Source organism: Streptomyces sp. SDT5-1, assembly GCF_052245995.1.
In the GTDB taxonomy this organism is placed as follows: domain Bacteria; phylum Actinomycetota; class Actinomycetes; order Streptomycetales; family Streptomycetaceae; genus Streptomyces.
Map to the genome: position 1 here is coordinate 6,907,515 of NZ_CM125963.1, position 19,838 is coordinate 6,927,352.

The following is a 19,838-nucleotide window of genomic DNA, read 5'->3' on the forward strand; positions in this document are numbered from 1 at the left end:
CGTGGAGTGGGCGTTCACCTCGGGTGGCGCCCTTTCGCCGCATCCGCACTGTCAGGCTCTCGGAATGAGCCAGGCGTCTGGCCCATAACTCGTCGGAACGAATCGATAAAGGCACTTGGCGTCGACCAGCCACAGTCGCGTGAAACGCGACTCACTGAGTGCCCCTCGGCGAGTCGAATCATTGCGTGGAACAAGCGAGCATGAGTGCGCCACTGCGGATAAGTCTGGCCGAACTCCGACTTGAACAACCGTGCCAGCGTTCGCTCGCTCACGTGCGTGAGCTTAGCCAACTGCGGTAGCGAATATACGCGTTCCAGATCCTTCTGTACGAGGTCGCAAGCGGCGCGCAACCGCGGGTCGCTTGGAATCGGCATACGCAATCCCGTGACCTGGGTCCGCCTTATCCGGTCGAACAGCACTCTCTGCAGGTTGGCGATCTCTTCTGAAGGCAAACTCTCGTCGGTGACAGCCTTCAGTACTTGATCGAGCAACGGGTCGACGAGGATCACTTCCGGCGTTTGCAGTCCCTGGTCGAACAGGCCGGGGCCATCCGAGCTGAACAGGTGCAGGATCGTGTTGCCGTACGTTTGGTGCTCGTGTTCAACGCCGGCGGGAATGAGGAATGCCCGCCCCGGCGAGGCCACCCACACGCCGTGCACGGTGTAGATAGCCATCAGACCGGAGCTCACGTACACCAGTTGATCTTCGTCGTGCCAGTGGGGCGCGATGCGCACCCCGGCCGGGTACTGCTCCGTCCGCGCACCCACGTGCGGCCGGTGCGGCTCCGAAGGCAGGCGTGCTACGGCCGAGCCGTGCCCACGTTCAGTGCTCGCCACGGCATCCCTCTCCAGTCGGTCGGCCACCACGCTACCCGAGGTGGCAGATTTTCGATACTCGGTGTCGGAATATCAGAAGATCCCGCCGCTGAATCCTGTCAGTCTCGTCTGTATGAAGAACAACACTCACCGGCTGCCGGATGGCGGCGCCGATACAACAAAAACGTCGGAGCACTCCACTCGAAACCCGCAAACCGTGCTTCTGACCATCGCCTTGTTCCTGACCGGCTTCGGGCTGCGCACCGCAGTGGCGAGCGTCGGTTCGGTGCTCGGCGATATTCAGGACGAGTTCGCCGCCGGGGCCACCGGAATCAGCTTTCTCACAACGCTGCCTGTTCTGTGCTTTGCTGCCGCTGGAATCGCCGTGCCTGTCCTGGCCCGCAAGATGGGGCTGCATCGATCGCTGCTCATGGCGTTGGCTGTTTCGGTGGTCGGTCTGCTTTCCCGTGCAGTGGCATCGAGCTTCGCTCTTTTCCTCGTTCTGTCGACTCTGGCTCTCGCCGGAGCCGCGGTGGCGAATGTGCTACTCCCGTCGCTCGTGAAGACGCACTTCCCTGACCGGGTCGGCACCAAGACATCTGTTTATGTGGTTGCGCTGAGCCTTGGAACCATGGCGTCGGCGGGATTGACTGCGCCGATTTCAAGTCTCGGCTTCGGAGGGTGGCGTTGGGGACTCGCGGCCTGGGCCGTTCTCCCGGTCGTTGCCGCGATCCCGTGGATGGTGGCGCGGCCTCGGCGCACCAGTCCCGCGCCTGTGATGAAGTCGTCGGCTCTCGGGGACCGGCCGTCGATGGTTGAGCTGGTCAAGAGCAGGACCGTGCTGGCCCTCACTCTCTTCTTCGGTTCGCTGTCCGCTCTGGCGTATATCGCATTCGGCTGGTTTGCTCTGTACTTGACCGATCTGGGTATCAACAGCCATGTCGCCGGGACGATGGTCGCGGTTCTCGCCGGGGTGAGCATGCCCGTATCCGTCGTCGTATCCCGGATCAACCCGCGCTACTACCGCGCGGCGGTTATCGTTCTCAGCTGCTGTTTTGCGGCATCACTCGTCGGCTTGGCGCTGGCACCGGCAAGCGGGGCCTGGATTTGGATGATTCTGTTCGGCATCGGGAACGGGCTGTTCTCCCTGAGCCTTGCCCTGATCGGACTTCGGGCGCGAACGCCGGAAACCACTGCAGCAGCGTCCGGTGTGGTGCAGGGGATCGGTTACCTGGCCGCCGGTGCCGGTCCCATTCTGTTCGGCCTCCTCAATGCATGGACCGACGGGTGGACGGGATCGTTGGTGCTGCTGTTCGTGCTGGTCGGTATCACCCTGCTGAGCGGTGTGTCAGCGGCTCGCCACAGGTTCATCGACGATGATCTCTTGAATTCGCGCAGCGCTGGAGAATAGCGGGGCAAGCGGTACGTCCCGAAGTCGCGGGAAGTACTCGGGACGAGGGTGCAACTGAGGGAAAAGAAAGATGGCGTGGAACAGGTTCGCAGGAACATTTCTCAACCGGGTGGATCTCACCAAGAGTGTGTTCCGGGTCGAGTTCGAAATAACGGGGGACCGTCCGGGATATGGCTACGTTCCCGTCATGCCCGGAGACGAGTCGGTCGGTCTGTATTTCGCTGAGGGCGGCCACCTGCTGGATACTCGATCCTCAACCGCAGAATTCGCTCATGGAGGCTGGGAGGCGATCGATGATGGTCGCAGCCTCGGGCGACGAAACTTCACCGTGAGGTCGTTCGCTTCGGATGCGAACGTCATGGCGATCGATGTCGCCCGCCACGGCTCCGGACCTGCTATCGAATGGTTCGACAATGCGCGTCCTGGGTGGCGGCTGTTGATGGCCGGGGCGCGCTCGTGGCACAGCCCTCCGGAAGAGAGGGTGGAAGACCACTACCTGGTGGCCGATCTCGCTGGGTTGCCCGCCCTGGCCCGTATCGTCGAGGCAACCGATCCGCACGTACGCGTGACGGCGCTGGTGGAAGTGCTCGACCCGAGCGATCTCGAGTATGTTCCTCCGCATCCCAATCTGGAGTTGATTTCCCTCGTCGGTTCTGGCAATGGGGTCACCGAAAGCCGACTCGCGGACAGTTTTGCCGAGTTGACGGACCTCGACGCCGCGTCGTACCAGTGGATCGCGGCGGAATCTGCCCAGGTCCGTCTCGTGAAGAAGTACCTCAGAGGCCGCGGATTCGATAAGAGCAGGTGCGTGGCCCTCGGGTACTGGAACGACGCCAGGCACTAGTTGCTCGCGAACGTCAGGCCAGGTCGCCCCTGTGGTGGGCATCGTGGTCTGTCGTGCGCGTTGCCGTGCGGTAGGCGCCGGGGGTCTGCCCCACCGTGCGGGTGAACGTATTGACGAACGCACTGGTAGTGGCCCAGCCGCACTGCAGGCCGGCCTCGGTGACGGTGGCCCCTTCGGCGAGCTTGATCATCGCGTGGAAGACGCGGACTGTCGTTCTCCACTGCGGATAGGTCATGCCGAACTCGGTGCGGAACAGACGTGTAAGGGTCCGCTCGCTCGCGCTGCAGTGCCGGGACAGCCACGTGATGGTGCGCGGCTGCGTCAGATCCTCTTCCGTCAGGGCGCAGGCTCGGGCGAGCCGGGGGTCTCGCGGGGCAGGCAGCACGAGAGGGCGAACGTGTGAGCGGCGGAGCCGGTCGCGGATCACGGCCTTGATGCGCCCGGCCTCCTCTGCGGGGAGGCCGGGCTCGCTGCATGCGATGAGGAGTTCCCTCAGAAACAGATCGACCGACACCATCGTGGGCGTATCGCTGTGCAGCGGTGGATCGTCCGTGGTGAATCCGAAGGTGTGCACGCGGCTGGAGCCGTAGACGCGGTGTTGGTGCCAGGTGCCGGCGGGGACCCACATGGCGCGGGCGCTGGAGATCACCCAGGCCGCTTCTTCCGTACGGACGGCAAAGACACCGGAGCTTACGTAAATGAGCTGGTGAAACGGGTGCCGGTGCCGGTCGATGGTGTGGCCCGCCGGGTGGTCGTCCCACGTGCTGCTCTGCTCCGGCGGGAGGGGGTGGCTGTTCTGAGACATCTGATGTGAGTTTACTGCGAAACGGCAGCGGCGCCCGCCCTGTGCGGGAGGGGGGCCCGGACCGAGGCAGGCGGGCAGCAGGGGCGTGGCGGTTTTTGGACACCGGACGGCGAGATTAGGGAAGCCTTGCCTTAGGTCTGGTTGTCAGGGTGTTCTGCATGAGCAAAGAGACACCGACGCTCCCGTCCCGTGGGCCGACTCAAGACGCCCCTGGGTCGAGACGGGTGGCCAGTAGATTCTTCGGCGCGACCATGGACACGCGCCCGCTGGCCATACCTGAGTACCGCCGTTTGCTGGCGGGACAGGGGCTGTCGTACATCGGGACCGCGATCACGACCGTCGCGGTCCCGCTGGAGGTGTACTACCTCACTCGTTCGTCGCTCTATGTCGGCCTGGCCGGCCTCGTGGCTCTTGTCCCGCTGGTGATCTTCGGTCTGTACGGCGGAGCAGTCGCCGACCGGGTCGACCGGCGGCGGCTGTATCTCGGTGCTTCCGCCATGACCTGGGTGGTCACTGCCGCACTCTTCATGCAGGCGCTGCTCGAAGTCGGCTCCGTGGGGCTGCTGTTGACACTGGTCGGCTTGCAGGGTGCGGCGTTCGCTGTGTCGTCCGCGGCGCGGGGCGCGATCATTCCGCGCGTTGTGCCGGACGAGCTGGTGTCAGCCGCGAACACTCTCAGCCAGACAGCCGGAAACCTGGGGCAGGTGGCGGGCCCACTGGTTGCCGGAGTGCTGGTGGCTCTGCCGCACGGGTATGCCGTCTGCTACGGCCTCGACGCCCTGTTGTTCGCGGCGCTGGTCTACGCAGCGTTCCGGCTTCCCCCGATCAAGGTGCAGGGGGACATCTCGGAGAGCAGCGGAGTTCGCATGGTGTGGGAGGGGCTGCGGTTCATCGGATCTCATCCGGTGCTCTGGATGTCCTTCGCCGTTGACATCGCCGCGATGGTCTTCGCCATGCCGACTGCACTGTTTCCCGAGGCGGCAGCCACACGCTTCCACGGCGGAGTCGGGCTGCTCTACTCCGCGATCGCGATAGGCGCCATTGCCGCAGCCGCCTTCAGCGGATGGGTCGGCAAGGTCCGCCGTCAGGGCGTGGCACTGACGGGAGCGGTGGCCGTATGGGCGGGTGCCGTGGCTCTGGCGGGTCTGACCCACACGCTGTGGGTCGCGGTGGCACTGCTGATGTGTGCCGGGGCCGCCGACCTGGTCAGCGCTGTCTACCGGCAGACCATGCTGCAGACCTACGCGCCGGACGCGATGCGGGGCCGTCTGCAGGGCGTGTTCACGGTGGTCGTCGCGGGTGGGCCGCGCCTGGGCGACCTGCGTGCAGGCGCAATGGCCTCGGGTGCCGGGCTGACTCTCGCCTGGTCGGGCGCCGCGCTGGTGTGTCTGGTGCTCGTCATCGTGGGGGCGCTCGCCGTGCGTGCGTTCTGGAACTACAGCACGCAGGTCTCGCCGGCTCCCCGCGACGCTGCCCAGCTCGTAGCCGACTGACACCGCCCTCATCCACAGCTCCCTGAGCCTGTCGTCCTGCGCTGAGCAATACGCCCGCCACGCATGGCCCTTGAGACCCAGAGGCACTCCTCGATGACACACCAACAACAGGTACGGCCGCACCCGACCCGCACCGCCATGCGCGCCGCGGACATGACGGTCTCCTACGACAACCGCGAGGTCCTCCACCAGGCAGCGCTGACGCTTCGGCCCGCTCAGGTCACCGCCCTGGTCGGCCCCAACGGCAGCGGCAAGTCCACCCTGCTCCGGGCGATGGCCCGGCTGGAGCGCGTCCACGTGGGAGCCCGGGTCTCGCTGACAGCGGCGGACGGTGCGGAGACGGACGCGCTGGAGCTGCCCCCGCGAGCCTTTGCCCAGCGGGTGGCCCTCATGCCGCAGTCGCGCCCCGTTCCCTCCGGCCTCGACGTACGCAGTGTCGTCGAACTCGGACGTCACCCCTACCGGGGTCGCTTTGGCGGACGTGACGTGCAGGCCGCCCAAGCCGTACGGCGGGCGCTGGAACTCACAGGCACCGCCGACCTCGCCGGCCGGCCCGCCGACCAGCTCTCGGGGGGCCAGCTGCAACGCGTGTGGCTTGCTTCCTGTCTCGCGCAGGGCACCGACGTGCTGCTGCTCGACGAGCCCACGACGTATCTGGACGTCCGTTATCAGGTGGAACTCCTGGACCTCATCCGGGAGTTGGCCGACGAACACCTCATCGCCGTCGGTGTCGTCCTCCACGACCTGGACCAGGCCGCCGACGTGGCCGACCGGATCGCGCTGCTGCACGACGGACGCCTGCGCGCGACCGGCACCCCGGACGAGGTTCTGACCTCGGAGCAACTGTCCGAGGTCTATGGCATCCGCATCGAGACCTTCACCGACCCACTCACCGGCCGACTGCGTACCCGTGCCGTCGGCCGCCATCACCTGCGCCGCGAAAGGGCCCACAGCACCCAATGAAGAAGATCCTCACGCTCGGCGCGGCCGCGCTCGCCTCCGCCCTGCTGCTGACCGGCTGTGGCACCACACAGCCCGCGAACGACTCGGCGAAGAAGGCAGAGGGACACAAGGTCTCTCTCACCGACGCCACCGGGCACCGCATCACCCTCAACCGCCCTGCCACAAAGGTCGTCGCCACCGAATGGATGCCGGTCGAGGACCTCGTGACGCTGGGCGTCGACCCCGTGGGTGTCTCCGACATCAAGGGCTACGCACGGTGGAACCACTCCGCGCCGCTGCGCACCAAGCCGTCAGACATCGGAACACGCGGTGAGCCGAGCATGGACACCATCGCCCGCCTGTCGCCGGACCTCATCGTCGCGACGCAGACACTGTCCAGCTCCGCGGTCAAGCAGATGCGTGCCATCGCCCCGGTCCTGGTGCTCCAGGACGGCGACCGCAGCGACCAGGTCGGCCGCATGATGAAGAACCTCGACTTGATAGCGAAGGCGACCGGGACGGCCGAGCAGGCCGCGAAGGCGAAGAAGGACTTCCAGGCGAAGGTCGACGCGAGCCGCAAGGCCATCACCAAAGCGGGTCTGAAGGGCACGAAGGTGGCCAACGCCGACGGCTACAAGACCTCCAATCAGATCAGCATCCGGGCCTTCACCGGCGGCTCCCAGGTCGGCGCCATGAACGAGCTGATCGGGCTCAAGAGCGCGTGGACGCTGAAGCCGAAGGAGAACAGCGGGTTGGTCACCACCGACGTCGAAGCCCTGACCCGCCTCGGTAACGTCCCCTTCCTCTACATCCCGTGGGCGGGCAAGGAGAACGACCTCTTCAAGCAGCAGATGTCCAGCAACTCCCTCTGGAAGACCATGCCGTTCGTCAAGAACGACAAGGTCCACCGGCTCGACGACACCATTTGGCAGTTCGGTGGCCCCCGCTCGATGGGCCGCTACGCCGAGGCCGTCGCCCAGGCACTGACCTCGTGAGCACGCAGCTTTCCAAGCCGACGGATGTTGCCACGGCCGCTCCCGCCCGACGGGTCGGCCGCAACCGTACGGCTACGGCCCTGGTCACGACGCTGGTCTGCATAGTTGCCGGGCTCGCCGTCATCAACATGTGCCAGGGCACCGCCGACGTCGGTGCGGCTCAGGTGTGGGAGGCGTTCACCGGTGACACCAGTCGCTCGGTGACCTCGATCGTCTTCAACTCCCGTGCTCCCAGGGCCCTGGCCGGAATCTTGGTCGGTTTCTGCCTCGGCGCGGCGGGAGCGGGACTCCAGCGCGCCAGCCGCAACGTCCTCGTATCACCGGACACGCTGGCCGTCTCCAACGGCGCCTACCTGGCGGTGGCGATCACCACCATCACCGGCCTGTCCCTGCCGTTCATCGCCTCCACGGCCGTGGGCCTGGCGGGCGGCCTCGTCGCGGCCGGCCTCGTGCTGGCTCTCGCCGGACGCCAGGCGTCACCGGTGCGTCTCGTCCTGGCCGGCAGCGCCTTGGCGATGGGTCTTGGCTCGGTGATCTACGCCCTGCTGCTCTTCTATCCCAAGCAGGCCCAGGGCCTCTACCAATGGGGGCAGGGCAGCATCACCCAGGACGGCTTTCCCGGCCTTGGGCAGACACTCCCACTCGCGCTGATCGGCATCGCTGGCCTGATCGCGCTGGCCCACCGGCTGGATGTCCTGGCCCTGGGCGACGATGCCGCCCGCGCCGTCGGTGTGCCGGTGACCAGGACCCGCGCCACGGTGGTGGCACTGGCCTGTCTGCTGGCGGCCGTGTCGGTCACCCTGGCCGGACCCATCGGCTTCGTGGGGCTCGGCGCTCCGGCCGTGGTCCGGTTCCTGGCACGGACCAGCACCTCGCTGACGAGAGCCCGACTGGGCATTCCCGTGGCCGGACTCGCCGGCGCGGTCCTCGTGCTGGGCTCGGACGTGGCGCTGCGCGCCCTCCTGCCGTCCGACACCGCCGTTACCGTGCCGACCGGCACCATCACCAGCCTGGTCGGCGGCGCAGCACTGATCGCCGTAGCCCTGTCGCGTCGCAACACACTCTGCTCCACGACCAGCACAGAACGCCTGCGCGTCGTCAGCCGCCGGGGGTACGTGGTGGTCGTCGCGGTCGCGGGCGTTGCCCTCGTGGGAATCACGGTGGCTGCCGTCCTACTGGGTGACGCCACGCTGCTGGGCGGCGACGTCGTCAACTGGGCGCAGTCGAAGGCGACCTCGGGCATCACGTTCATCCTCGACACCCGCATCCCACGGGTCCTGGCAGCCCTGCTGGCCGGCGCGGCGCTCGCGCTGTCCGGCACCCTGGTGCAGGCCGCCACCCGTAATCCGCTCGCCGAACCCGGTGTCCTGGGCATTTCCGGAGGTGCATCGCTGGGGGCCGTTCTGCTCGTCACCGCCGTACCGGCGGCCGGCGGGTGGGCCTTGTCGGGAGCCGCCTTCGGTGGCGCGATGGCCGCTGCCGGGCTCGTCTTCGGCCTCACCGCCCGCAGCGGATTCGCCGAGAACCGGCTCGTGCTCGTCGGCATGGGCACCAGCACCGCGACCGGCGCCCTGGTCGGGCTCGTCATCACACTGACCGACCCGGCCAACGCCGTGAAGGCGCTGACCTGGATGTCGGGCTCGACCTATGGCCGTACTCTGCCCGACACCCTCCCCGTCGCGATCATGCTCGGTGTCGGGGCGGCCTTCGCGCTCGCCGTGCACTCCTCGATCGACCTGATCGCGCTCGACCAGGACACCCCCCGCCTCCTCGGCGTGCGCCTCACTCGACACCGTCTGGCCCTCTTGGTCGTCGGCGCGCTGCTCAGTGGCGTGGCGGTCGCCGCGGCCGGGACCATCGTCTTCGTCGGGCTGGTCGCACCGCACGCGGCACGCGCACTGGTCGGGCGCAGACACCTGCGAGTCATCCCGACCGCAGTTCTCCTGGGGGCTGGGCTGGTCGCTCTGGCCGACCTGATCGGCCGCTGGATCATCGCGCCCAGCCAGCTCGGCGCGGGCATCACCACCGCGCTGATCGGTGCCCCGTACTTCCTCTACCTGCTTCTCAGGAGCAAGAGCTGAAGTCACCGCGCGGACCGGTCGATTCAACCCATGGCAGGGCTGCCGGGACTCACAAGGCTCTCGGACACCAGGGGAGCGAGGTGCGCGCGGGCCAGCTGCTGGGCTCGTGCGCTCTCGCGCCCCCGGATGGCTTCAAGGATCGCCTCGTGTTGGTCGACGAAGGAACCGAACTCTTCGGGCGCGGTCGTCTCACGCACCGAGCGCTCCGCTCCGTCGTGAATGGCCTGGTAGAAGTGGGCCAGGATGGTGTTGCCGGCCGCCTCCACGATCGCCCGGTGGAACCGGGTGGAAAGCCGGGTCAGCTCCTCGGCGTCCTGACGGGCCAGTGCCTCGCGCGATGTCGCGACGATCTCCTCCAGCACCTCGATGTCGCTGGGCTCGGCCCGGACCGCCGCCAGTGCGGTCGCCTCGCTCTCGATGGCCATGCGGACCTCCAGCACCGTGGTCAGGTTCTCGCCGCCCACATACCGGGTCAGTACGGCGTCCAGCTCGGTGGTGGCACGTACGAAGGTGCCGCTGCCCTGGACGGTTTCCAGTACGCCGACGTGGACCAGTGCCTGGACGGCCTGCCGGAAGGTGATCCGGCTGACCCCGTACTCGGCCGACAGCTCGGCCTCCGTGGGCAGCTTCGCACCCACCGGCCAGCGCCCGGCCTGGATGTTCCGCTGCAGAATGTCGATCAGCTGACCGACCAGGGCCGAGCGCTTGGGGGCCTCGCCGGCTTGCGTCATTTCCTTCGTCCTCTGTGTCTCGGTCCTCGGATCCACGCCCTCGCGTCGCGGATCGATCATCTTCCACCCGGATTGGGTTGCCCTTTAGTCTAACCTCGCTGCACAATAGGGTTGCTCTTTTACTCTTTAGCTCTTAGGAGGAGGTTCCGTGGTAGCCACGACGTCGCTGTTCCGGCGCAACGCCATCGCGGGGTGCCTCATCGCAATGACCGCGATTGGTGCCCTGACGGCGGCCTACGGGCCGTCCATCCCTGCGTTCAAGGAACAGCAGGGCATCAACGACACAGCCGCTGGTACCGGGCTTGCCATGCAGTCGATCGGTGCGGTCATCGGCATTCTGTTCAGCCAGCCCTTGATGCGCCGCCGCGGCAACCGGGTCGCCGTCGGAGCCTCGATGGGCCTGGTGGCCGCTGGCTCGGTGATCGTCGCCTGCGCGCCCACCTGGCCCCTCATCCTGGTCGGAGCCGTGGTCACCGGCCTCGGCCTGGGCGGCTGCGACGTACTGATCACGCAGCTGCTCATCGTCGGCACGGGCGCCAGGGGACCGGCCATGGTCAACATCGCGCACGCCTGCTTCGGCCTGGGCACCGCCGCCGCGCCGGCACTGATCGCCGCCGTCGGAGCCACCCAATACCGCGTCGTCTTCGCCGCGATCGCCCTGATGGCGCTGGTGGGAGTGGTCACCATCAAGGGACTCGCGCCGTCCCCGAACCCGCATGAGCTGGCCTCCCGGGCCCAGGCGCCCGGGCACGATGCGCCGCGGCGGCGAGGCATCGGCGTAGCGGTGGCCTTCGGCTTCCTCGCCCTGTACGTCACCCACTTCGGCGCCCAGTCCGGGATCGGCAACTGGGAGCCCACCGTCCTGGCGGACCAGGGATTCTCCGCGTCCGGTGCGGCATTGGCCACGTCCGGCTTCTGGCTGGCCATGGTCGCTGGCCGGTTCGTCGCGGCGGCCCTGACCCGGCGGGTCCCGCTGGCCACGCTCGTTGTGGCGAGCTGCATCGGGATGACCGGCGCCGGAGCCCTCGCGTTGCACGGCTCCGCGACCGCATGGGCCTACCTGCTGGTCGGCTTCTTCATCGGCCCCATCTTCCCCAACGGCCTGACCTGGATGGCGACCACGGGGCACGCGCACGGCAACCGGTTCGCCTACGTCATCGCCGGATCGATGGTCGGCATGGCCCTGGCCCCGGTCGCCCTGGGGGCCGTCATCGGTGCACACGGCACCGGGGCCATGCCTCCGTCGATCCTCGCCATCGCGGCCCTCGCGCTCGCATCGAGCGTCCTGGTGGCGCTCTTGACCCGGAAGCGCCACCCCCGCAATGACGACGACCCGACGTCGGAGTCGGCCCGAGACCACTCCCACCCTCGAGAGCACAGCTCGCACTAACAGCAACAACACGACCTGCTAGCCGAGTTCACGATGAACGGGAGGAGCAGCACCGATGCCTCGATCGACCTCACGCCGCCGGTTCGGGGCTGTGCTCCTCCCCGGCAGTCGCCTCGACCACGGCGTGCCGATAGAAGTCAGGCGTCGTGTCGCCGCACATCGAACAGATGGGGCGCCCCTCGTTGGACGGGTCGCAGTCCATCTCGTAGGCGACATAACTCTTGCCGCAGCGCTCGCACTTGATCCGGGCGGCCCACGCGTCGTCGACCTGATCGCGCAGGTCGCCCCCGCGTATCAGGACGGCTCTGCGCGCGGGCTGCAGTCGATCCAGAATCGCGTACAGGACTGCGGCGAGCACGATCACGATGAAGATCGCCCAAGTGGCGCCGAAGTCGCCGGCGAACGCCAGCAGGCCGACGCCGACCATGGCCGAGCACAGCCACGAGGTCAGGCCCGCGGGGTTGAGCAGTGTGACGCGGCCGGGCCTGAACTCGTCGGCGGACTCCGACGACGGAGCCCTACGCGCCTTGATGATGTGCACGCACGCGATCGCCACCCATGCGGCGACGAAGGCCGTCTGGTAGTTGAGCGCGGTCAGCAGGAAGCCGATCACGTCCGCCAGCATCAGCACATAGACCAGAACACCCACGATCGCCGCCCAGACGTAGCGCGGCTGGAACCAGCGCAGCGCGCGACTCCCGAATGCCTGCATGTTGAGCGAAGCGACATAGAAGTTGGTCGTGTTGATCCGGCTCTGTGTGACCCACACGAGCAGGACTCCAGCGAAGCTCATCAGGGCGATCAGAGCGAAGACGGCCGAGGTCTCCGAGAACGCCCCCTGGATGTCGATGGTCTGCGCCAGGAAGAGACCGGCCAGACCGTTGAGTACGAAGGTGATCAGCCAGAACGGCAGCCCGAAGGTGACACGAGAGTGGTACTTCGCGTGTTCGGTCTTGGACATCCGGGCGAAGTCCCACAGATACATGATGAAGATCAGTTGGCTGAGGTAGCCGCTGAAGGACAGTACCCAGCCGGGCCCGGCCGTCTCCACCGGATGCTCCGGCATGTACGACATCCAGGCCGAGTCGTACCCGAACTTGGCGATGGCCCAGATGACGGCGGCGACGATGCCGATGACGTAGACCGGCAGCAGCCAGGCGTTGAACTTGTCCAGCCAGACGCGGACGCCGCCGAAGGCGAGCGCGACCGCGACGACGACCGCGAGCAGGTACCAGATGGGCAACGGCAGTGTGCCGAAGTACTCGTGGAAGGCGATCGAGATGATCGACGTCTCGAAAGCGCAGTAGTAGATGGCGGTCACCGCCACCAACAGGCTGACCAGGGCGCCGCCCCAGTAGCCCATCAGTCGGCGGCTGAACATCGCCAGACTCGTGCCGGTCCGAGCCGCGTACGGAACCACGATGGCGGCGGGTACTGCGATGACGACGGCCGCCAGCACCATGCCGATCAGGGTGTCGCGCACACCGACCGCGAGCGCGAGCGTCTGAGGAAAGACCAGCCAGAACATGGCGCTGAACACGGAAAGCCATGCCATGGAGAGCGAGCTCCGGGAGCTTCGCCAGCTGCGGGGCACCACATGCCCCGAGAAGTCGTCGGTGGCGGCAGCCTTCAACACTGCCGGGTCATCGTGGAACGAAACCTGCAAAGGAGGGTGCTGAGGATTCTTCATGATGTGTCCTCGGTGGGTGAGAGCCTCAACTGGGCTCACGGCGTGGTGTCAGGCCATCGACTTGTGGGGCTCGCCGGTTTCGGCAGGGCTCGGGCGGCGTACGGAGACGCGTTCCACGGCAGCGGCGAGCGCGAGGACCACGAGGTTCGCGGCGAGGCCGATGAGGCCGACGTTGACGGTTCCGGCGGCGGTCTTGTCGACGAACGTAAGCCAGATGACGACGAGTTCGCCGACGGCGATGCCGCAGAGGATCGGAACCTTGCCGACCGGAACACGCCGCAGCAGGCCGAGGCCGTTGGCGGGTGCGAGCTGCACCGATCCACTGAAGGTGAGCAACAGCAGATTGGCGAGCAGGTCGGGGCGGGTGAGGCCGAGGACCAGGGCGAGACCGCAGGCGATCACGACCGTGGCGTGGTTGGTGAGGAACTGGGCCCGCTCGTTGCGGGTACGCACGATGTTGCGGGCCACGAGGGAAGAGACACCTATCAGGATGCCCGCCGCCGGGACCATGGCGGTGGCGATGGCCGCGACCAGTACCAGGCCCAGAGCCCACGGTGGCAGCACGTCCTTGGTGAGGGTGAGCAGTACCGCGTTGGGGTCCTTGGCGTTGTGGATGACGAGGATGGCGGCGAACCCCACGACCATCGGCATCAGCAGGCACATCTCGTAGAGCGGCAACCACGTGTAGTTGCGGCGCATCACCTGAGGATCCCGGGCCGACATCAGGGCCGGCCAGGTGTGCGGCAGGCACATGAATGCCACGCCCAGCGCGCTCACCAGCATGGACGTGAAGAACCACGTGTGGTCATTGGGGCCGGCGTGGATGTGCAGCATCTCCGGGTGGAGCTGGTCGATGCGGTGGAACATCTCGGAGATGCCGCCGGTGAAGTGCGCGGGAATCGCGACGATCAGCACCACCAGGACCACCAGCATGATGGCGTCTTTGAAGTAGCTCGTGGTGGCGACTCCGCGCATGCCTGCCCACAGGACGAAGGCGACGACCAGCAGGCAGCCGATCACCATCGACCAGGTGCCGGAGGCGCCGTCGCCGGTCACCAGCCGGACGATCAACCCGAGGCCCGTGATCTGCAGTTGCAGATACGGCAGCACGAAGACGACACCGAGGATCGCGCCAACCGTGCCGAGCATGGGGCTCTTGTAGCGGTCGGTAAGGAAGTCGCCCTGGGTGAGCAGGCCGCGTTCCTTGCCGATCGACCAGAGCCGGCGGACCAGGAAGAACAGCACCATGTTGGCGATCGGCACGTACGGCACGTACATCGCGGCGACGCCGCCCGTGTAGGCCAGCCCGGCCATGCCGAGGAAGGTGAAGGTGGTGAACAGCTCCCCGGCTTGCAGGAACCACATGCTCGCGGCACCGAGACGACGCCCGCCGACAGTCCATTCGGACAGGTCGGCGGCGGGGCGGCGACGACCGAGAAAACCGAGCATGCCGATGAGAAGGATCCCGGCGAAGGCGATGACGAGTGCAGTGTTCACGCGCCGACCTCCTCGTGGTCGGTGGTGTCCCGTTGCTCCTCGTCGCGGTGCATCAGCCGCTCGGTGATCAACAAGGCGGGGCAGCAGGCGAGACACCACACGATGCCCCAGGTCATCATGCGGGGCAGCCCGAACCACAGGCCGTTGGTGTTGACGAACGGCAGGAACGGCATCAGGAGCAGGGCGAGGGCGGGTATCACTGGTATGAGGTGGTACGGGCGCAAGAGTGGCTCCGTCCGAATCGGGCGAGGGGAGAGAGGGTCAGGAAGCGAGGGAAGCGAGCTTGCGGGTGGCGAGCTCCGCGAGGTACGTGGCTGCGTCGGTGAGCAACGAGTCGTCGTACGCCGCGCGGGGGGAGTGGTTGTATCCGGTCTCGCGCTCGGGGTCCTCGTAGCCGGCGCCGAGGAAGACGAACGCGCCGGGCACCTTCTCCAGGACGCAGGCGAAGTCCTCTGCGCCGGTCTGCGGGTGGGTCAGGTGGGCGAAACGGTGCTCACCGAACAGCTCGCGGGCCGTGCGCTCGGCCAGGTCGTGTTCGGCGGGATCGTTGTGGGTCACGGGGTATCCCACGCCGCCGAACTCGACCTCGGCACGCAGGCCGTGTGCGGAGGCGATGCCCTCACACAGGGGCACGGCCAGCTCGGCGATCTTCTTCACGGTGTCAGGGGAGTAGGCGCGCACCGTGGCGTCGAACCAGGCGGAGTCCGGAATGATGTTGCGCTGGGTGCCGGCGTGGAACTCGCCGACCGTGATCACCACCGGGTCGAAAATGTCGAACCGGCGGGTCGTCAGGGACTGCAGGGCGAGAACCATTTCGCAGGCGGCGGGGATCGGGTCGAGGGCGTCCTGCGGCCGGGAGCCGTGCCCGCCGGCACCGACGACGCGCACGGACAGGAAGTTGGCGGAAGCCATCAACGGGCCCGGGCGGGAAGAGAACACACCGTGCTGCACGGCGCCGGAGAAGACGTGCAAGCCATAGGCGGCGCTGACCGTATGCCCGGCCGCCTCCAGCACACCCTCTTCGATCATCAGGGCGGCGCCGGCGTATCCCTCCTCGCCGGGCTGGAACATGAACACCACGTCCCCGGCGAGCTGTTCGCGGCGCGCACACAGCAGTCGGGCGGCGCCGACCAGGGCGGCGACATGCATGTCGTGGCCGCAAGCGTGCATGACACCTTCGGTCTCGGAGGCGAAGGTTTCGCCGCTGAGCTCGGTAATGGGCAGGGCGTCCATGTCGCCGCGCAACAGCACGGCCGGGCCCGGCCGACCGCCGCGCAGTACCGCCGTGACAGAGGAGAGCGACCGCCCGGTGGTGATCTCCAGGGGCAGGCCCTTGAGGGCGTCGAGTACCGCTGCTTGCGTGCGGGGCAGCTGCAATCCGAGTTCGGGGTGACGGTGCAGGTCACGGCGGAACTCGACCAGGTCGGATGTGAGGTCGGAGACGGAATCGGTGGATGCTGTGGCGGTCATCGGGCGATAGCTCCTCGGTGGGCAGAGCGGCATGCCGGGCCGCGAGACGCGCGGCGGCCGGTGGTGACCGAGACATACGGCGCCGCGCAGGACGTGGTGGCGGATGCCGCGCGCCGATGGCGCTGCTCGGGATCACTGAATGACCAAAAGGTGAACCTATTTGAACCAGACGGAACCATTGGTCGTTGCGCCGAGACGGTACACCGGGCTCGGGGACGTGTCGACCGTCGTGAGAGAAAAAGATGCGGAGGGCGCCCACCGGGCGTGCCTGATCACGCAACGGCGCCCGACGGACGTCAACTCCGTCGGGCGCTCATTGAAGTCTGTGGCAGAACTCGGTCAGACGTTGCGACCGAACAGTTCGCGCGACACGTGCTGAAGGTGCGCCCGCATGCATTCCCGGGCCTTCTCGGGGTCGCGGTCCTCGATGGCCTCGACGATGGAGGCGTGCTCTTCGCAGTACTGCCGCTGCAGTTCAGGGCTGTATGTGCGCTTCTTCAGTTGGCCCCACACCGGTTGATGCCGACTGTCGACCAGCAGCCGGCTCGTCTCGACGACCAGGGGGTTGTGCGTGGCGAGGGCGAAGCTGTGGTGGAGCCTCGTGTCCCACTGTTCGAACTCGGCGGAGCTGGATGCGCGCTCGCCTTCCTCGTGGCAGCGCCGCATCTCCCGGAGGTCCTGCTCGGTGGCCGAGATGACGGCCGTGGGCAGGAACTCGGGCTCGATGATGAGTCGCGCCTGCATGATGTTGACGGGGCTCGGCGCTCCCGCCTGAGAGGCGGCTTCCGTCTCGGTGCTGGGTGCGACGAAGGTTCCCCGACCCACGTGCCGCACGACCACGCCTTCCTCAGCGAGGGCCTTCAGGACCGATCTGACCACGGCCCTGCTGGCCCCGGTCGCCGCGGCGAGGTCACGTTCCGTGGGCAACTGGGAGCCCGGCCCAAGGGTATCCGTGCTGATCACCTGCTTGATGTGTTCCCGGACCACCGCGGCGGGTCCAACTGGTTGCACGCCTGTCACCTCCTCGAAACAACCAATGCGAACCATAGAGATCACACTCTGGCCCGCCGACGCTACATACGGTCAGGACAGCTCTGTCCTGCGCTCCGGAGCGTAACAGGCGTGGGGGCTCCACTGAGTGCTGCTCGCGCCCACCCGGTAAGGGGAGCGGCGCTTTCAAGTCGACTTCGGGTCCAGGCTTCCCTGCCGCCTGGACTGTTTCGGTGAACGCTTGTCCACCAGCGGGAAATTGGGCTGCTCTTTCTCTTCTCAACCGTTGACGGTGAACCTTTGGAGTCCTACGGTGAGCCATAGGTTCACATTGGTCTTGAGTGGTTGGAGGTTCAATGCGCCTTGTGCGCTCACATACCGCGGACTACGGGCCCGTCCTGTGCACGGTGGACGAGCACGGTTCCGCTCCCCGCATGCTGTGGAACGAGAAGACTCAGCGGCCCTACGCGCGGATGCAGGAGCTGATCGAGCTCTCCGACGACGAGCTCGCTCGCGTCGCGACCCGTCCCTCGGCGCCGGCCGGAGAGCTGATGGCTCCGCTGATTCCGGACCGGAACATCTTCTGCGTCGGCCGCAACTATGCCGACCACGCCGCCGAGTTCGCTCGCAGTGGCTTCGATGCGACACACACGTCGGGCAACGGAGACGTCCCCGACAAGCCCGTCATCTTCACCAAGCCGGCCCACTCGATCATCGGTCCCGGCGACGAGATCGACCCCCATTTGGGACTGACAACGTCCCTCGACTACGAGGGGGAGATCGGAGTCGTCATCTCGAAGACCGGCTACCGGATCTCGAGAGAGGAGGCCCTGGATTACGTGTGGGGGTACACGCTCATCAACGATGTCACCGCACGTGATCTGCAGCGCGACCACAAGCAGTGGTTCCTGGGCAAGTCACTGGACACCTTCTGCCCCATGGGGCCGTGGGTGGTGACCGCAGACGAGGTCGACCCGGCGCGCATCTCCCTTCAGACATACGTCAATGACGAGCTGCGGCAGGACTCCGACACCTCACGTCTGATCTTCGACATTCCCACCATCATCGAGACACTGTCTGCTGGGATGACCCTGCAGCCGGGCGATGTCATCGCCACCGGAACACCACAGGGCGTAGGGATTGGCTTCACCCCTCCGCGTTACCTGAACCCGGGCGACGAAGTCGTGATCAAGGCAAGCGGATTGGGCGCGTTGCGCAACGCGGTGGCCCACGGGGTACCGGCCGGCACGGACCGGGCGAGCGTGGCAGGTGCGGCACGATGACCATCAGGCAGTACCCCGTCACCGTGCGGGCGCTCAACGAAGAGTTCCAGACCCGGGTTCTGGAGGCAGGGTCGGGCGGCGACTTGGTCGTCTGCATCCACGGCGTGGGTTCGCGTGCCGACCGGTTCAGCCCGCTGCTGGAACCCCTGGCTGCCCAGGGCTACCGAGTCATCGCGGTCGACCTGCCCGGCCACGGCTTCGCCGGCAAGGGGGACATCCCCTTCAGCATCCCGTACTGCGCCGAGATCGCCAGCAATGTGGCGGCCCAGTACAAGCACTCGCGCCTGACCGTCGTGGGAACCTCGCTCGGCGGCCAGATCGGTGGCTACATGGCACGCAACCCGGCGGTCCCGATCGACCGGCTCGCCATGGTGGGAACGCTCGGGGTCGTGCCGCTCGACCCCGACGAGGGCGCCAACATCAGCCAGGTCATCCTCAAGCAGCGCGGAGTCGACGACTGCCGGCGCAAGCTCACCGCCCTGATCCACGACCCCGCGCGCGTAACGGACGCCTGGGCGATGGAGGAGTCGAGGATCAACAACTCGGTCGGGGCGGAAGAGTCCTTCGACGCCATCGGCCGACACTTCGAGGGCCCCATCAACGACCACCTCATCGCGTCCGATGTGGAGCGCCTCGCGGAGCAGGGCGCGTCCGTCGGCATGATGTGGGGGACCGAGGACACCATCGTGTCCGTGGAAACCGGGCGGGCCTCCATGGAGCGCCTGCCACAGCTCCCCATGGCCTGGATCCGCGACACCGGACATGCCCCCTACTGGGAGCGGCCGGCCGCCTTCATCGACGCCATGAACTGGATCTTCGCCGACGAGAACATCCGGCAGGCCCAGGAGCGCACCTTCTAGACCGCGTGCGGCATTCACCCACGCCACCGTTCAATCCCTCACGTACGTCATCTAAAGAGCTGGAGCACCCATGTCCGTGAAGTTCACCCCGAACATCCCCGAGCTCGGCAAGCTGTACGGCGCGTACTCGCCGGCCTCGAGCGGATCCGGCACCATGCACTCCATCGCCGGTCAGCTGGGCGGTCTGCCGGACGGGTCGCTGCCCGGCGACGGAAGTGTCTACGCCCAGACCAAGCAGTCCTTCTCGAACGTGAAGACGGTGCTGGACGGCATCGGTCTCACCTTCGCCGATGTGCTGCGGTTCAACACCTTCATCGTGAACAGGGACTCGATTCCCGAGTTCATGGAGGCCCGCCGTGAGGTCTTCGCCGAGATCTACCCGAACGGCGAGTACCCGCCGAACACGCTCGTGCTCGTCTCGGGTCTGGTGGAAGCGCAGTTCAGCGTGGAGATCGAGGCACTCGCCATCGGCTGACGCAGTCGGCAACCACGGGTCGGGCGGCGCGAGTGGGCGCACGACCGCGCCTCCCGACCCGTGGAC

The 19,838-nt window shown here is 67.0% G+C and carries 18 protein-coding genes; 10 read left to right on the top strand and 8 right to left on the bottom strand.

What is annotated here, in order from left to right; genetic code table 11:
* Nucleotides 1-14 precede the first annotated feature (14 nt).
* On the bottom strand, nt 15-866 hold the full coding sequence (locus ACTWJ8_RS31570; RefSeq protein ID WP_443260979.1) for an AraC family transcriptional regulator: 852 nt from the start codon (nt 864-866) through the stop codon (nt 15-17).
* 10 nt (nt 867-876) lie between these two features.
* Here ACTWJ8_RS31570 and ACTWJ8_RS31575 point away from each other — a divergent pair, with 10 nt between their 5' ends.
* Together ACTWJ8_RS31575 and ACTWJ8_RS31580 are read left to right on the top strand one after the other, a co-directional pair.
* Nucleotides 877-2,226, top strand: a complete 1,350-nt coding sequence (locus ACTWJ8_RS31575; protein WP_443260980.1) for an MFS transporter — start codon at nt 877-879, stop codon at nt 2,224-2,226.
* Nucleotides 2,227-2,296: 70 nt separating this feature from the next.
* Entirely contained in the window at nt 2,297-3,070 is a 774-nt protein-coding gene (locus ACTWJ8_RS31580) for a siderophore-interacting protein (protein WP_443260981.1), read from the top strand.
* A 13-nt stretch (nt 3,071-3,083) separates the two neighbouring features.
* On the opposite strand, the gene ACTWJ8_RS31585 is transcribed toward ACTWJ8_RS31580, so the two are convergent.
* The gene (locus ACTWJ8_RS31585; RefSeq protein WP_443260982.1) at nt 3,084-3,875 is read right to left on the bottom strand and encodes a helix-turn-helix domain-containing protein; all 792 of its coding nucleotides are present in this window, start codon (nt 3,873-3,875) and stop codon (nt 3,084-3,086) included.
* A gap of 251 nt (nt 3,876-4,126) precedes the next feature.
* Here ACTWJ8_RS31585 and ACTWJ8_RS31590 point away from each other — a divergent pair, with 251 nt between their 5' ends.
* The 4 genes from ACTWJ8_RS31590 (at nt 4,127) to ACTWJ8_RS31605 (ending at nt 9,386) form a co-directional block, all read left to right on the top strand.
* Nucleotides 4,127-5,368 (top strand): MFS transporter, encoded by a 1,242-nt coding sequence (locus ACTWJ8_RS31590; RefSeq protein ID WP_443260983.1) that lies wholly within the window; start codon nt 4,127-4,129, stop codon nt 5,366-5,368.
* Nucleotides 5,369-5,461: 93 nt separating this feature from the next.
* Complete coding sequence (locus ACTWJ8_RS31595) at nt 5,462-6,331, top strand: ABC transporter ATP-binding protein (protein WP_443260984.1); 870 nt, start codon at nt 5,462-5,464, stop codon at nt 6,329-6,331.
* Nucleotides 6,328-7,305, top strand: a complete 978-nt coding sequence (locus tag ACTWJ8_RS31600) for an ABC transporter substrate-binding protein (RefSeq protein ID WP_443260985.1) — start codon at nt 6,328-6,330, stop codon at nt 7,303-7,305. Before ACTWJ8_RS31595 ends, ACTWJ8_RS31600 begins: the two co-directional genes overlap by 4 nt.
* Nucleotides 7,302-9,386, top strand: a complete 2,085-nt coding sequence (locus ACTWJ8_RS31605) for an iron ABC transporter permease (RefSeq protein ID WP_443260986.1) — start codon at nt 7,302-7,304, stop codon at nt 9,384-9,386. Before ACTWJ8_RS31600 ends, ACTWJ8_RS31605 begins: the two co-directional genes overlap by 4 nt.
* 23 nt (nt 9,387-9,409) lie before the next feature.
* On the opposite strand, the gene ACTWJ8_RS31610 is transcribed toward ACTWJ8_RS31605, so the two are convergent.
* Entirely contained in the window at nt 9,410-10,117 is a 708-nt protein-coding gene (locus ACTWJ8_RS31610; protein WP_443260987.1) for a FadR/GntR family transcriptional regulator, read from the bottom strand.
* A gap of 205 nt (nt 10,118-10,322) precedes the next feature.
* Between ACTWJ8_RS31610 and ACTWJ8_RS31615 the strand changes: the two genes are divergently transcribed.
* The gene (locus ACTWJ8_RS31615) at nt 10,323-11,507 is read left to right on the top strand and encodes an MFS transporter (protein ID WP_443260989.1); all 1,185 of its coding nucleotides are present in this window, start codon (nt 10,323-10,325) and stop codon (nt 11,505-11,507) included.
* 70 nt (nt 11,508-11,577) lie between these two features.
* Here ACTWJ8_RS31615 and ACTWJ8_RS31620 read toward each other — a convergent pair whose 3' ends face one another.
* From ACTWJ8_RS31620 to ACTWJ8_RS31640, 5 genes are all read right to left on the bottom strand, one after another.
* Nucleotides 11,578-13,062, bottom strand: a complete 1,485-nt coding sequence (locus tag ACTWJ8_RS31620; RefSeq protein WP_443260990.1) for a purine-cytosine permease family protein — start codon at nt 13,060-13,062, stop codon at nt 11,578-11,580.
* Nucleotides 13,063-13,245: 183 nt separating this feature from the next.
* Nucleotides 13,246-14,694, bottom strand: coding sequence for a sodium:solute symporter family protein (locus ACTWJ8_RS31625; RefSeq protein ID WP_443260991.1), 1,449 nt, complete (start codon nt 14,692-14,694; stop codon nt 13,246-13,248).
* The gene (locus ACTWJ8_RS31630) at nt 14,691-14,918 is read right to left on the bottom strand and encodes a hypothetical protein (protein ID WP_443260992.1); all 228 of its coding nucleotides are present in this window, start codon (nt 14,916-14,918) and stop codon (nt 14,691-14,693) included. Before ACTWJ8_RS31630 ends, ACTWJ8_RS31625 begins: the two co-directional genes overlap by 4 nt.
* 37 nt (nt 14,919-14,955) lie before the next feature.
* A complete protein-coding gene (locus ACTWJ8_RS31635) occupies nt 14,956-16,164 on the bottom strand; it encodes a M20 metallopeptidase family protein (protein WP_443260993.1) in 1,209 nt (402 codons plus the stop codon).
* Between the two features lie 339 nt (nt 16,165-16,503).
* Nucleotides 16,504-17,211, bottom strand: coding sequence for a FadR/GntR family transcriptional regulator (locus ACTWJ8_RS31640; RefSeq protein WP_443260994.1), 708 nt, complete (start codon nt 17,209-17,211; stop codon nt 16,504-16,506).
* A 377-nt stretch (nt 17,212-17,588) separates the two neighbouring features.
* On the opposite strand from ACTWJ8_RS31640, the gene ACTWJ8_RS31645 reads away from it, so the two are divergent.
* From ACTWJ8_RS31645 to ACTWJ8_RS31655, 3 genes are all read left to right on the top strand, one after another.
* Nucleotides 17,589-18,437 carry a fumarylacetoacetate hydrolase family protein gene (locus ACTWJ8_RS31645; protein WP_443260995.1) on the top strand — a complete coding sequence of 283 codons (849 nt, stop codon included), beginning with the start codon at nt 17,589-17,591 and terminating at the stop codon, nt 18,435-18,437.
* Nucleotides 18,434-19,297: an alpha/beta fold hydrolase gene (locus tag ACTWJ8_RS31650; protein WP_443260996.1), complete on the top strand. Its 864-nt coding sequence runs from the start codon at nt 18,434-18,436 to the stop codon at nt 19,295-19,297. Before ACTWJ8_RS31645 ends, ACTWJ8_RS31650 begins: the two co-directional genes overlap by 4 nt.
* A gap of 70 nt (nt 19,298-19,367) precedes the next feature.
* Nucleotides 19,368-19,772, top strand: coding sequence for a RidA family protein (locus tag ACTWJ8_RS31655; RefSeq protein WP_443260997.1), 405 nt, complete (start codon nt 19,368-19,370; stop codon nt 19,770-19,772).
* The last annotated feature ends 66 nt before the right edge of the window (nt 19,773-19,838 follow it).